We start from the raw sequence: 12614 nt of genomic DNA, 5'->3' as shown, positions 1-12614 counted from the left end.
AGCTGATGGCCGGTGAAAATCAGCACATAAGATATGCCGAATACACTCATGAACTGCTTTTGCGAACAAAGCCATTCCAAGGCTTTCAGTAGTGAAAGAACGGACACGGTCCGTTATCAAAAAGAGTGATAAAAGCTTTTTTATGCTTTTATTAGTAGGGTGGTACCGCGATTATATCGTCCCTTCGTTTAAAACGAAGGGGCGTTTTTTATTTTCATAAACAAAGGAGCAGACAAAATGACTAACTTATTAGAGGATTTATCATTCCGCGGCTTAATCCAGCAAATGACGGATGAAGAAGGACTGAATAAACAGCTGAACGAAGAAAAAATCCGTTTATACTCAGGGTTTGACCCGACGGCTGACAGCCTGCACATCGGACACCTTCTGCCGATATTGACACTGCGCCGTTTCCAGCTTGCAGGCCACCATCCGATTGCGCTTGTAGGCGGCGCGACGGGACTGATCGGCGATCCGAGCGGCAAAAAAGCGGAACGTACGTTAAATACTCAGGATATCGTTGTCGAATGGTCGCAAAAAATTAAAAATCAGCTTTCCCGATTTTTAGATTTCGAGGCCGGAGAAAACCCCGCTGTCATAGCGAACAACTTTGACTGGATCGGAAAGCTGAGCATTATTGAATTTCTTCGTGACGTCGGAAAGAACTTCGGAATTAACTACATGCTTGCGAAAGATACCGTAAGCTCAAGAATTGAAACCGGGATTTCTTACACGGAATTCAGCTACATGATCCTGCAATCCTACGATTTTCTGAATCTGTACAGAGAAAAGAACTGCAAACTCCAAATTGGAGGCAGTGACCAGTGGGGCAACATCACGGCCGGTCTTGAACTGATCAGAAAATCAGAAGAAGAAGGGGCGAAAGCTTTCGGTCTTACCATTCCGCTCGTCACAAAAGCTGACGGCACGAAGTTCGGCAAAACGGAAGGCGGAGCCATTTGGCTTGATAAAGAAAAAACATCGCCGTACGAATTCTACCAGTTCTGGATCAATACAGATGACCGCGACGTCGTCAAATACTTAAAATACTTCACTTTCTTATCAAAAGAGGAAATTGAAGCTTATGCTGAAAAAACGGAGACGGCTCCTGAGAAAAGAGAAGCGCAGAAACGTCTCGCTGAAGAGGTGACTGTTCTTGTACACGGCCGCGAAGCGCTTGAGCAGGCCGTTCATATCTCCCAGGCGCTGTTCAGCGGCAATATTAAAGAGCTTTCCGCTCAAGACGTCAAGGTAGGATTTAAAGATGTACCTTCGTTTGAAAAAGACCGCTCTGAAGAACTGTCTTTAGTAGACGTGCTTGTGGAATCTAAATTGTCGCCTTCAAAACGGCAGGCCCGCGAAGACATTCAAAACGGAGCTGTTTACATTAACGGCGAGCGCCAGACGGACATCGGGCATCTTCTGACTGCGGAAGACCGCATTGAAGATCAATTTACCGTACTGCGCCGCGGAAAGAAAAAATACTTCCTGATCACGTACTGAAAATAAAAAGCAGTCCGGCCGCTCAATGCGGCAGGCTGCTTTTTTATGTTTTGTGAATACTGCACGGGGAAATGAGTACAGTACATAGTATAAGCAAAACAGGGAAGGGGTGCTGCGCCGTGAATTTCATGTTTACCATCGCAAAAGAAAGATTGCAGCGGGATCATTGGGAACAGCAGCAAAGCATAAACGCCGAAGCCAAAGCCGAGGAATCAGAGACGGAAGAAGAAAATCCGACATCATAAAGGGAAAGCCTCCATTCTGCGGAATGGAGGCTTTTGATTGTCACCATATCAGCCTGACGGCGGCCATCAGCAAGACTCCTGTGATGACCGTGATGGATAAGCTTTTTGTCCGCATCGCGCAAAGCAATGTCGGGATAAGAACGATCATTGCTTTCCAATCAAAGGTCAAAGCGCTGTTTGTTTTCACAATCATGCTTTCCGTTACCAGAGCCGTCAAAATGCAAAGCGGAATAAAGGAGAGCCATTTTAAAGCCAATTCAGGCATCTGAATGTTCCGGACAAATATAAACGGAACAATGCGCGGCACAAGTGTAACAATCATGCAGCCGAGTATAATCCAGATCATTTGTGTGCTGATGCTCATTTGTCAGTCACCACCCCGATCGTTGCCACAATCACGGTTGAGGCGATGACCGCGATGTGTGACGGGACGAAATACGATAACAAGACCATGAAAATGATCATATAGAGAATTAAGGAGAGGCTGTGCTTCAGCTTTTCCGAAGCGGACGACTGCAATTGCAGCACAAGCAGCGCCGCAAACATAGCGGGCAAAGCAAAGTCCAGGCCGAGCGCGTAAGGATCAGATATCCATTGTCCGAGAAGCCCGCCCATCACGCAGGAAATAACCCAGCACATGTAAGCGGTTATATTGAGGCCGTTCATCCACTTATCGTATAACCTGCCGTTCTGAGCCGCTTTGTTCACTGCTACGCCGAAAGATTCGTCAGTAAGCAAAGCCCCGAAGCCGATATTTTTCGCCAAAGAGTATTTCGTGAAATACGGCGCGATGGTCAGGCTCAGCAGAAGGTGCCGCAGATTGACGATAAACGTCGTTAAAATAATGGCGGAAATCGGACTCCCGGAAACAAGGAGCGAGCAAATAATAAATTGGGCGGCGCCGGCATAGACACACAAAGATAACAAACAAATTTCAAGAATGCTTAGATGAGAGGCAACGCCAACGATGCCGAAAGCAAAACCGATGCTCATATAGCCCAGCAGCGTAGGCACACAATCCCGCACCCCCTGTAAAAACGTATCGTTCATTTCCCGGGAAACGGCGGTTTTTTGCACTTCTGTGTTAATCATTTTTTATACTCCTTTCATAGAGATTATAATGATAACGACTAATGAAAAAATCAAAGAAAATACGGTTCACATTTATATGAACCGATTTCCGGTGACGACATGAAATAACGAATGGTTTTGTTTCATCAGGCCTTCAACTTTCTCAGCCCCTACTTCTTTCACAAGCTCCGCGAACATCAGATCGTGTCTCATATATTCCATGGCCACGAGAACGAGAGCGGGATCTTCTGATTTAATGGCCCAGGCATTCGTCTGCGGAGAAAAATTGGCGATTAAGACTTCTTTATTATCGCGGGCAGCTATCGTTAATCTTCCGCCCATCCGTTTCTCCGCCACTTCAGGAGACATATTATGATTTGTCGTATTTCCGAGCTTCACTTCCGGAGGGCCGAACACAATCGAAAAGACGGGCAATTGTTCGGCGGCGCGTTTGTTAGCGGCTTCTTGAATAAAGGGAATCTGCTGTTCCCAGACAGACAGCCACAACTCTTCCTCGGCTTTTTCAATCATATCCTTCATCTCATTGATGACATGATCATTTGTGCTGATGCGGCGGATGACATTCATCTCCTGCTCGCTTTCCAGCGCCAATAACTTTTCCTCAAGGTAGCCGAATGAGCTCTCGAAATCGTGCCGGAGCCGGTCGATTAATTCTTTTCCGGCCAGCGGGGCATATGTAACAGGATCAGACGGCACAATATGGACAGCGCCTTTATCAACTAATTTCCCCAATACCTCATAGATCATTGAGCGGGGAACGCCTGACCTTTTGCTGATTTCATATCCGGTAACAGGCGAGTGTTTCAACAAGCCGATATATGCTTTACATTCATATTGAGAAAATCCAAATTTCTGTAATTCTTTCAGAACATCCTCCATAAGCATCCTCCGTAGTGGTTATTCATGAAACTACTATAATGTAAGCGGTTATATCTTGTCAATGGGACTTGAGTGCTGAAAGAAAGGTGCGCCCGTTTTGTCGCTTTCCAACTTAGTTTATGGTGAGTTACATGTATGGCTTTTGTGAAAAACGTTGCCGTAGACCCACACGAATGCTGTTTGATACGATAAATTCAAGAAGTAAAAAAGAGGAGGATCACGGTGGAAAACACCTCTAAAATCGCTTTTTTATCGGTTATAAGCAATTCCCTGGTCGTCATGCTCAAAATAGTGGTGGGGATAATAACCGGATCTGTCGCGATACTTTCTGAAGCCATCCATTCTTTTTTAGATTTGATCGCCGCCTTCATTGCCTTTATCTCCGTCAGGATTTCAAAAAAGCCGGCTGATACAGGGCATCCGTACGGTCATGGAAAAGTCGAGAATCTGTCGGGGACTATCGAGACGATTCTGATTTTTGCGGCAGGGATTTGGATGATATATGAATGCGTTCAAAAACTGGTCAACCCCGCGCCGGTTCATCTGCCTGTATTGGGAATTGTTGTGATGCTTGCGGGGGCTCTCATTAATTTGATCGTTTCGAAGTTCGTAAAAAGAGAAGCCGAAAAGGTTAATTCCGTGGCAATGAAATCAAATGCCCTGCATTTACTGACTGACGTGTACACATCATTAGGCGTAGCGGCAAGCCTTTTGGTCGTTACCTTAACGGAGTGGTACATACTTGATCCCATTATAGGTATGGTGCTGGCGGTGTATATCATATATGAAGCGTTTAAGTTAATGAAAGAAGCATTCCCGCCGCTGATTGATACCCGTTTGTCGGAAGAGGAAGAAAAAACAATTTTAAAGATTATTGAAACATTTCAACAGGAATTTATTGAAATTCACGATTTTCGTACAAGGCGCTCCGGCCCGCAGGAGTATATTGATTTTCACCTGGTCGTAGCCTCTCACGTGACGATTAAAGACGTGCATGACCTGTGTGACCGCATTGAAAGAGATATTACGAATGAATTCAAACAAGCACAGGTAATGATTCACCCCGAGCCGGAGAGCGAGAGGAAGAAATAAATCGATCTTAAGTTTGCTTTTGTTCCCGGCAAAATGTCTGCAAAAGGCCCGTTCCCACGGGTCTTTTTGTTGTATAAATGACTATTTCTCGCTCATATGAGAGATAAGCTTATACACGTGAGGGGTTCATTTCATACGTTATGTTGTAAAGAAAAAGGGAGGTGAACAGAATGAACGCTATTTCTGTTAAAGAAATTGAACATGGAGTTGCCGTTGCGGAAAGAGAAGGTTTAGGGGAGTATTTATACCAAGAACCGGTTTCTAAAAAATGTTCGCGCCGTTCCCGCAGCAGAAAACGGACACACCGTTCTCGCAGCAGAAGACGGACGCATCACCGGACACACCGCTCCCGCAGCAGAAGACGGACGCATCGCCGGACACACCGTCGGACAGATCGCCGGACACACCGTCGGACAGATCGCCGGACACACCGTCGGACACATCGCACGAGACGGTCCCATCAAAAACGTACCCGCAAACGCTGTTTTAAATGCTGACAGCAGACTCTATTACAAGTAACGGAGATCTGCTATAATGGCAAGAGAACTGCATAAAAGATCCAGTATCATCATCTGCGGACACTGAACTGACAACATGGCGCTGTTTGTTCGTGTCCGTTTTTTATGTCAACAAAGATGCCGGAGGATAAAAAGGAAGGGATGACGCCGAATGAAGCTGAATGAGGATTTTTATAACTCTGCAGGAAAGACAGTCTCTTTGCCAAACATAAGCAGCAAGCTTTTGCATATCACGGACAGCGGGCATATCAGCGTTGACTTCATCAGCATAAGCAGGCTGCGGAAGGCTTCAAAAATCGCGATCTTAGGTGACAGCGTCGCCCGGGGGCTGCGTGCGGAATACGGCTTTGGTGACATTCTGAAAGACCGGACAAACGCTGAAATAACCAATCTGTCTGTCAGCGGCGTTAATATGAGCAACAACGGAAGCGATAACATTTATCAGCAGGCGCTTAAAACAAAGGGACATGATGTCATCATTGTCCAGGGAACAGATGATGATTGGTGCAACCACATTCCCATCGACACAGATGAAAAGGATATCACCACATTTTACGGAGGCTTCTGCCAAGTGATCCAGCAGCTGCGGAGCGGAAATAAAGGCGCGAGCATCATTGTGGTGACCCCAACGAGACAAGCAAAAATATCAAAAGGAAAAATCGTCCGCCGTGATACTGATAAAAATAAACTGGGCCTGAAGCTGGCTGACTATGTGAAAGCCCAAAAAGAAGCCTGCACACTCCTCTCTGTACCATATGCCGATCTGTTTGATACTGATCTCATCGACCCGTATAATCCCGCTTTCCGCAGCATGTGCATGTCAGAAGGTCTTCATCCGAACGAGAAAGGGCATCAAATCATATTTCAGGAAATCTGCCGGAATTATTATTACTATTATGGGTAACACAGCGCTAACAGATTATTTTCGGCTTTGCTTTTCTAAAAGCTCAATTATTCTTTGAGATGCGTGTTTTTGCGCTCTCAAAAGCGAGACGATATTACCGGTAAAACCGATTAAAATGAAAAGCAGCAAAATGATCATCCACATAGCGAACCTCCTGTCGGGTTTTAAAACATTCTCTTTTTATTTTACTTATTATGGATGGGCCGGAGAATAGGTCTAAACGAACGGTGTTTCTTTAAGAGTCCGTAAAAAAGCACAGACTGAACGGGTCTGTGCTTTTTTCTCTTATTTCAGCAGGTTCAATGATTCACGATTAAAAGCTTCCAAATCGTCAGGTGTTCTGCTCGTTACGATGTTATGGCTCACGACGACTTCTTCATCTTTATAATGTGCGCCGGCATTGATTAAGTCTTTGCGGATGCTGCGGAATCCCGTGATATCTTTTCCTTTAAGAAGGTCGGTATCAATCAGCAGCTGCGGGCCGTGGCAGATCGCGAAAACGGGTTTCTGATTTTCCACGAATGCTTTAGTGAATTCACCCGGGCGGTCATCTCCGCGCAGAAGATCCGGTGAAAAGCCTCCGGGAATCAATAACGCATCGAATTCCTTGGCGTCTGCGTCTGAGATCGCTTGATCGATCTTTACTTTCTCACCGTGCTTGCCCGTCACTTCTTTCCCTGCTTCCAAATCTATTGTCACCACACTGTGGCCCGCTTCTTTAAATGCTTCCGCCGGGCTTGTATATTCAATATCCTCAAATTGATCTGTCATCAGAACTGCGATTTTTTTGCTCATACATCATGCCTCCTGTGAATTTGTATATGACAAGAATATCAGGCAGATTCCCGCCTCACAACGTATTTGCTTATGAAAAAAGACCCCTCTGAAAAAGAGGAGCCAAAAGGTACGGAGGTCTGCTGAAACTTACGTGTTTAACCTGAGATAAGGCAAGAAATCGAACCAATTACTTTTTGTGTCTTTTTTTATTCTTTTTACACCCGCATTTCCCCGGATCTCCCGGATCAATGACTTCGTGAATTGTTTCTTCCTGATAAACGTGGCGGGGAACATAACGGATATGCTCTCTGTTAATGTGTTTGATGGGATGGACGTAAACCACTTCTTTGTCAGTATACTTGTCAGTCACAATATACTTAGGGTCACAGTAATACACTTTCGATTTTTTACCCATTCATCTCACCTCCCGTACTTTATTAAATGCTGACAAGGAGGATTTTGCATCGGACAAGTACCCCATGGCAAGTCCACAATTTTTCATATGCAATTTCGTTTTTCTGGTTTTTCCTGAATCCGCCTCAAATTGGAATGGCTAACCCTTTTTAAGCGGGGAAATCTATAAAAAAGAATTCAAAAACGATTCTTTTCTCAGGTCAATCGAGATGCATACATCTTTAGGGGGATTTCAGAATGCTCGATGAAAAAACGATTGAAATCATTAAAAGCACAGTGCCGGTCTTAGAAGAGCATGGTGAAGAAATCACAGGCCGATTTTATGACCTCCTGTTTCAGCATCACCCTGAGCTGCTGAATATCTTTAATCAGACGAATCAAAAGAAAAAAACACAGCGTACGGCCTTATCGAATGCTGTGATTGCAGCCGCAGCCAATATTGACAGGCTGGAAAACATCGTTCCCGTCGTCAAACAAATCAGCCATAAACACCGGAGTATAGGTGTTAAGCCCGAGCATTACCCAATCGTTGGAAAATACTTGTTAATCGCGATAAAGGATGTGCTAAAAGACGGAGCTGCTCCTGAGGTCATTCAGGCGTGGGAAAAAGCATACGGCGCCATTGCAGACGCTTTTATCGGAATTGAGAAGGACATGTATGAACAAGCGGAAACGCAAAAAGGCGGCTGGAAAGACTATAAGGCGTTTAAAATTGATAAAAAGGTAAAAGAAAGCAAAGAGATAACGTCGTTTTATTTAAAACCGGAAGACGAACAAGTTCTCCCCGAATTCAAAGCGGGGCAGTATATCAGTGTAAAAGTATACATTCCGGACACGGGCTATACGCATATCCGCCAGTACAGCTTATCCGACGTGTCCGGTAAGGATTATTACCGGATTTCCGTGAAAAAAGAAGGGGTTGTTTCCTCATATCTGCATGACCAATTACACGAAAAGGATTCAATTGAAATCAGCGCTCCGGCCGGGGATTTCGTATTAGACCCTGATTCCAAAAAGAATCTCGTTCTCGTCAGTGCCGGTGTCGGAATTACCCCGATGATCAGCATGTTAAAGACGGTTGCCAAAACCCAGCCGCAGCGAAACGTTCTCTTTATCCATGCAGCAAGGAGCGGAGAGTATCATGCGTTGCGGCATGAAGCTGAAGAAGCCGCGGAACACTCATCCGTTGACACCCTCTTTATTTACAGCGAGCCGTCCGAGCAAGACCGTTCAGAAAACATTCGTTTTCGGGAAGGCCGGATTGACAAACAGCTGTTAGAAGAAGTGATGACAGATAAAGATGCTGATTTTTACCTGTGCGGATCACCGTCGTTCATTAAAGAAATGAAAAAGCTGATTTCTGAATTCAATACACCGCCGGAATCCATTCACTATGAATTATTCGAACCGCAGCTGAGTATGGTGTGATTGAAGAAGGAAGGCCGATGATTTTAATGTATGAAGCATCCGGACTGGGTGCTTTTTTTATTCTCTTGCAAGGAAGGGTTGCTGAGGAATCACTCTGTAGAGGAAAACCACTTTTTGTCTCAACTCGCTTAATTATCGAATGAAATAAGTGCCGCATGTTAAAAACACATGGCCCGCGAGTTTATTGCTCACTTATCCTGCTGCTCGGATTTTTGGTGTGTGAGAAAAAAACGGTACGGCTGCATAATCCGGAAGAGACGCTGACCTTTTACTTGTAAAAGAAGTTTAAAGACAGGATGAACGCTTATTTGCTAGTGTACGAGCGGCAAAAGCAAAAAGAGGAATCGGTATTTTAAAATTAAAAATAACAACTGATAGAAATGAAAGTTTCAGGATACAATGGGATTTATATATTCGGGTTTTGTGATAGCAGTATAGGGAGGGGAATAATAGAGTGAGTAACTTTTTTGAGGAATCGGTACAGGGAGGGGTTGTATCTATGCTTACTGATATTAAACAAAAGGTTTGGGGATGCTCTTTTATCTGAGAATCGATTTGAGATGAAGCGGGGATGCCGAGGGGATCAGAGGGCGAACGTCAGGCAGAATTACGCCAAGTGGACCGCCGAGAAAAATGGCTCTGGAAATGTGAATCTATTGTTGATTTTCTTGATTGAGCTAATGAAGAAATAGTTGACGAGAAACACCGGACTGTCTTTGTAGTAGACGGGGTGAAATATCGTGAAATCGCTCTGCATTCTGGCGTTTCCCGCGAAACGGTCAGACGCATCAAAGAGAAGATTTTTTGCCAAATATGTAATTTTTATTGTTGAAACAGATAAAATCAGCAGTGTAGACTGGAAGGCAAAATATTTCTGCGTCCCCATCGATTCAAATAGGGATTACAATAATGTGAAGAGTTATTTATAAACAGAAATTGATAAATAATATAAGATCAGCTGACAAACTTAATGAGGATCAAACTAGTGCTCACTTATTTATAAATTAAACATATTATAATGATATATTAATCATTAAGGGAGATGAGCAGCTGATGGGTTATGATCAGCATAGAAGATGCCCTAAATGTAAACAAAAACTACCGAAACCAAACTGCTGTAACTGCTGTCCCATCTGTTATACAAAAGTTATTGTAGGACAACGAGGATTACGAGGGTTGCGAGGGATTCCAGGGGTTACAGGACCAGCCGGACCAGCCGGAGCGACCGGGGCCACAGGAGCTATCGGTCCAGCCGGAGCCACAGGAGCAACCGGGGTAACTGGAGCGGCGGGAGTCACAGGAGCGACCGGGGTAACTGGAGCGGCGGGAGCCACCGGAGCGACCGGGGTAACTGGAGCGGCGGGAGTCACTGGAGTGACCGGGGCCACAGGAGATATCGGTCCAACCGGACCAGCCGGAGCCACGGGAGCAGCCGGAGCCACGGGAGCGACCGGGGTAACTGGAGCGGCGGGAGCCACAGGAGTGACCGGAGCCACAGGAGATATCGGTCCAACCGGACCAGCCGGAGCCACCGGAGCCACGGGAGCAGCCGGACCAGCCGGAGCCACAGGAGCGACGGGAGTCACTGGAGCGACGGGAGTCACTGGAGCGACCGGGGCCACCGGAGATATCGGTCCAGCCGGAGTCACAGGAGCCACAGGAGCGACCGGGGTAACTGGAGCGGCGGGAGTCACAGGAGTGACCGGAGCCACAGGAGATATCGGTCCAACCGGACCAGCCGGAGCCACCGGAGCCACAGGAGCGACCGGGGTAACTGGAGCGGCGGGAGTCACTGGAGTGACCGGAGCCACAGGAGATATCGGTCCAACCGGAGCGACCGGAGCCACGGGAGCGACCGGGGTAACTGGAGCGGCGGGAGTCACTGGAGTGACCGGAGCCACAGGAGCGACCGGGGTAACTGGAGCGGCGGGAGTCACAGGAGTGACCGGAGCCACAGGAGATATCGGTCCAACCGGACCAGCCGGAGCCACCGGAGCCACGGGAGTCACTGGAGCGACCGGGGCCACCGGAGATATCGGTCCAGCCGGAGTCACAGGAGCCACAGGAGCGACCGGGGTAACTGGAGCGACGGGAGTCACAGGAGTGACCGGAGCCACAGGATCTGGGCTATCAGAATATGCTTATGTGTACAATCTAAGTGCAGAAACGGTAGCTATAGAGGCTCCGGTAATTTTTGACTCAACTGGAATCACTACTGCTGGCATTACACATGCCCCTGGAACAGCTCAAATTATAGTAACCACTCCAGGAGATTACGAGGTCACTTTTTCAGTCTCGGGTGTAGAGCCTAACCAATTCACTTTATTTGTAAATGGAGGGCCGGTGACGAACACAGTTTACGGTTCAGGAGCTGGTACTCAACAGAACAATGGTCAGGCCATAATTACTCTAGCAGCAGGTGACATTCTTACTCTTGTAAATCATACTTCTGCAGCAGCAGTTACTCTTCAAACTTTAGCAGGGGGAACGCAAACAAACGTAAACGCTTCTATTGTTCTCAAAAAATTAAATTAGATAAGTGGTTTAAATCTCCATATTAAACAAGAAATGCGAATGACTTAAAAAAGCTTATAGAGCTTAATATACAGCTTTAGAAGGATGAAGAAATTTAAAATATAAGCAAACTCATCTAATTTTTTTATATAAGGTATTATGGTAATAGGTAATAAACAGGCAGGCGCTTTCCCGCAGGGGAGGGTGCTTTAAATTTAAGGACAAAAGCCTCCAACTGTTAAGCGAGTCAACACAGTAGGAGGCTTTTCTCTTATGGGTGGTACAGCAGCAGTATTCTCTTACAAATCAAATATTCCCAGAAAGTTATGGCAGTATTCGTCTCTCGAGTAATGAAAAAAGTTTTATGTTCTCTGTAAACTGCGTCCGGTAAATCTCGGGATAAACGATTGGCGGTTAACGACTGAGTACGGGGGCAGTTTAGAAAGAATATGATTGGAGGGATTACATAAAATAATTAGTCAAGCCTTAGAGGAATTAGGAAAGAATGTGAGGTGTGCGGCTGAAAGGGTGCCAAATCTCAACCCTGTTATTATCCATAAAAAAGACATGGCAGCGCAACTACAGGAATTCAGTTCGGATTTAGGCTTGTCAGCAGATCTCCATCATTGCCTAGATAAAAAGGTAAAGAACTTATTAACGGCGTATATGGCTCACAAACGGCATATGCAATCCATGACTCCTGACGGCATTTAGGGTTAAAACAAAAGCAAAGCGCGAATCTCTACTAAACAGTTACTTTAGGACTTCTCAAAAAGGAACTCCTATTAAAGGGAGCAGGGTTAATTTTCAAATTGTTTAAATAAAAGTAAAAATATAGCATGATAGACCAGAAAACAAATGAAGGAGGATTTGTATGAGGTTGTTAAAAAACTCAATCTGTTTACTTGTCGCAACTCTATTGATTGCTATTGGATTTTCGCCGCAAACGAAAGCAACACAAGAGGACTCGTTTGGATTAGCAAAACCAGTAACCTTTGAAGAAAAAGAAACTTTAACAGTAGATAAGAATGAAGTGGCTAAGAGCAATAATGATGGCCAGGCTTCCATCATTAAGGAGGCACGACAACTTGCCAAACAGGATAGCCACAATGAAATAACCTATAAGAACCCCTTAGCCAAAGAAGAAAACAACATTGTTAATGTGCCAGACGTTGAGAAAAAAGAAGAAAAGCGCACACTAAAGCAGCCAGCTTAGTTACGATGTCCTACACAACAATATATGACCCC

At 45.5% G+C, this 12614-nt stretch carries 14 protein-coding genes, 1 pseudogene and 1 other annotated feature (1 of these 16 running past the window's edge); of the genes and pseudogenes, 8 read left to right on the top strand and 7 right to left on the bottom strand.

Annotation, left to right across the window (positions count from 1 at the left end; all coding sequences use genetic code 11):
- Window positions 1-187 (top strand) — a binding site (T-box leader) (it extends 46 nt beyond the left edge of the window).
- A gap of 50 nt (window positions 188-237) precedes the next feature.
- Together tyrS and JNUCC21_RS15420 are read left to right on the top strand one after the other, a co-directional pair.
- On the top strand, window positions 238-1503 hold the full coding sequence (gene tyrS, locus JNUCC21_RS15425) for a tyrosine--tRNA ligase (protein WP_007613147.1): 1266 nt from the start codon (window positions 238-240) through the stop codon (window positions 1501-1503).
- A gap of 119 nt (window positions 1504-1622) precedes the next feature.
- Window positions 1623-1748, top strand: a complete 126-nt coding sequence (locus JNUCC21_RS15420; protein ID WP_007408768.1) for a hypothetical protein — start codon at window positions 1623-1625, stop codon at window positions 1746-1748.
- A gap of 40 nt (window positions 1749-1788) precedes the next feature.
- Here the strand turns inward: JNUCC21_RS15420 and JNUCC21_RS15415 are convergent, their stop codons facing one another.
- The 3 genes from JNUCC21_RS15415 to JNUCC21_RS15405 all read right to left on the bottom strand — a co-directional run bounded on the left by JNUCC21_RS15415 (window position 1789) and on the right by JNUCC21_RS15405 (window position 3719).
- Window positions 1789-2112 (bottom strand): AzlD domain-containing protein, encoded by a 324-nt coding sequence (locus JNUCC21_RS15415; RefSeq protein ID WP_216061803.1) that lies wholly within the window; start codon window positions 2110-2112, stop codon window positions 1789-1791.
- A complete protein-coding gene (locus JNUCC21_RS15410; RefSeq protein WP_038464177.1) occupies window positions 2109-2840 on the bottom strand; it encodes an AzlC family ABC transporter permease in 732 nt (243 codons plus the stop codon). Before JNUCC21_RS15410 ends, JNUCC21_RS15415 begins: the two co-directional genes overlap by 4 nt.
- A 72-nt stretch (window positions 2841-2912) precedes the next feature.
- A complete protein-coding gene (locus JNUCC21_RS15405; RefSeq protein ID WP_007408765.1) occupies window positions 2913-3719 on the bottom strand; it encodes a TrmB family transcriptional regulator in 807 nt (268 codons plus the stop codon).
- Window positions 3720-3941: 222 nt separating this feature from the next.
- On the opposite strand from JNUCC21_RS15405, the gene JNUCC21_RS15400 reads away from it, so the two are divergent.
- Together JNUCC21_RS15400 and JNUCC21_RS15395 are read left to right on the top strand one after the other, a co-directional pair.
- Window positions 3942-4811 (top strand): cation diffusion facilitator family transporter, encoded by an 870-nt coding sequence (locus JNUCC21_RS15400; RefSeq protein WP_007408764.1) that lies wholly within the window; start codon window positions 3942-3944, stop codon window positions 4809-4811.
- Between the two features lie 170 nt (window positions 4812-4981).
- Window positions 4982-5032, top strand: a pseudogene (locus JNUCC21_RS15395) (hypothetical protein); the annotation flags it as partial.
- A 21-nt stretch (window positions 5033-5053) separates the two neighbouring features.
- Here JNUCC21_RS15395 and JNUCC21_RS15390 read toward each other — a convergent pair.
- Window positions 5054-5272 (bottom strand): hypothetical protein, encoded by a 219-nt coding sequence (locus JNUCC21_RS15390; RefSeq protein WP_369878845.1) that lies wholly within the window; start codon window positions 5270-5272, stop codon window positions 5054-5056.
- A gap of 208 nt (window positions 5273-5480) precedes the next feature.
- On the opposite strand from JNUCC21_RS15390, the gene JNUCC21_RS15385 reads away from it, so the two are divergent.
- Window positions 5481-6233 carry an SGNH/GDSL hydrolase family protein gene (locus JNUCC21_RS15385; protein ID WP_216061801.1) on the top strand — a complete coding sequence of 251 codons (753 nt, stop codon included), beginning with the start codon at window positions 5481-5483 and terminating at the stop codon, window positions 6231-6233.
- Between the two features lie 15 nt (window positions 6234-6248).
- Here the strand turns inward: JNUCC21_RS15385 and JNUCC21_RS15380 are convergent, their stop codons facing one another.
- From JNUCC21_RS15380 to JNUCC21_RS15370, 3 genes are all read right to left on the bottom strand, one after another.
- Window positions 6249-6377 carry a hypothetical protein gene (locus tag JNUCC21_RS15380; protein WP_007613134.1) on the bottom strand — a complete coding sequence of 43 codons (129 nt, stop codon included), beginning with the start codon at window positions 6375-6377 and terminating at the stop codon, window positions 6249-6251.
- 141 nt (window positions 6378-6518) lie between these two features.
- Complete coding sequence (locus JNUCC21_RS15375; protein ID WP_007408760.1) at window positions 6519-7028, bottom strand: type 1 glutamine amidotransferase domain-containing protein; 510 nt, start codon at window positions 7026-7028, stop codon at window positions 6519-6521.
- Between the two features lie 169 nt (window positions 7029-7197).
- Window positions 7198-7425 carry a hypothetical protein gene (locus tag JNUCC21_RS15370; protein WP_007613133.1) on the bottom strand — a complete coding sequence of 76 codons (228 nt, stop codon included), beginning with the start codon at window positions 7423-7425 and terminating at the stop codon, window positions 7198-7200.
- 236 nt (window positions 7426-7661) lie between these two features.
- On the opposite strand from JNUCC21_RS15370, the gene hmpA reads away from it, so the two are divergent.
- From hmpA to JNUCC21_RS15355, 3 genes are all read left to right on the top strand, one after another.
- Entirely contained in the window at window positions 7662-8852 is a 1191-nt protein-coding gene (gene hmpA / locus JNUCC21_RS15365) for an NO-inducible flavohemoprotein (protein ID WP_369878298.1), read from the top strand.
- A gap of 1176 nt (window positions 8853-10028) precedes the next feature.
- Window positions 10029-11387 (top strand): collagen-like protein, encoded by a 1359-nt coding sequence (locus tag JNUCC21_RS15360; RefSeq protein WP_369878297.1) that lies wholly within the window; start codon window positions 10029-10031, stop codon window positions 11385-11387.
- An 853-nt stretch (window positions 11388-12240) separates the two neighbouring features.
- Window positions 12241-12582, top strand: coding sequence for a hypothetical protein (locus tag JNUCC21_RS15355; protein ID WP_230245820.1), 342 nt, complete (start codon window positions 12241-12243; stop codon window positions 12580-12582).
- Window positions 12583-12614 lie beyond the last annotated feature (32 nt).

The sequence above is a fragment of the Bacillus sp. JNUCC-21 genome (genome assembly GCF_041222765.1).
GTDB lineage: Bacteria > Bacillota > Bacilli > Bacillales > Bacillaceae > Bacillus > Bacillus velezensis.
The sequence above is the reverse complement of the archived record's forward strand: the minus strand, read 5'-3'. Positions and strand labels throughout refer to the sequence as shown.

Coding starts and splice junctions, on each gene's coding strand:
- JNUCC21_RS15410 (WP_038464177.1), bottom strand. CDS start 2,840: ATGATTAACACAGAAGTGCAAAAAACCGCCGTTTCCCGGGAAATGAAC.
- hmpA (WP_369878298.1), top strand. CDS start 7,662: ATGCTCGATGAAAAAACGATTGAAATCATTAAAAGCACAGTGCCGGTC.
- JNUCC21_RS15355 (WP_230245820.1), top strand. CDS start 12,241: ATGAGGTTGTTAAAAAACTCAATCTGTTTACTTGTCGCAACTCTATTG.
- tyrS (WP_007613147.1), top strand. CDS start 238: ATGACTAACTTATTAGAGGATTTATCATTCCGCGGCTTAATCCAGCAA.
- JNUCC21_RS15405 (WP_007408765.1), bottom strand. CDS start 3,719: ATGGAGGATGTTCTGAAAGAATTACAGAAATTTGGATTTTCTCAATAT.
- JNUCC21_RS15385 (WP_216061801.1), top strand. CDS start 5,481: ATGAAGCTGAATGAGGATTTTTATAACTCTGCAGGAAAGACAGTCTCT.
- JNUCC21_RS15390 (WP_369878845.1), bottom strand. CDS start 5,272: ATGGGACCGTCTCGTGCGATGTGTCCGACGGTGTGTCCGGCGATCTGT.
- JNUCC21_RS15380 (WP_007613134.1), bottom strand. CDS start 6,377: ATGTGGATGATCATTTTGCTGCTTTTCATTTTAATCGGTTTTACCGGT.
- JNUCC21_RS15375 (WP_007408760.1), bottom strand. CDS start 7,028: ATGAGCAAAAAAATCGCAGTTCTGATGACAGATCAATTTGAGGATATT.
- JNUCC21_RS15370 (WP_007613133.1), bottom strand. CDS start 7,425: ATGGGTAAAAAATCGAAAGTGTATTACTGTGACCCTAAGTATATTGTG.
- JNUCC21_RS15415 (WP_216061803.1), bottom strand. CDS start 2,112: ATGAGCATCAGCACACAAATGATCTGGATTATACTCGGCTGCATGATT.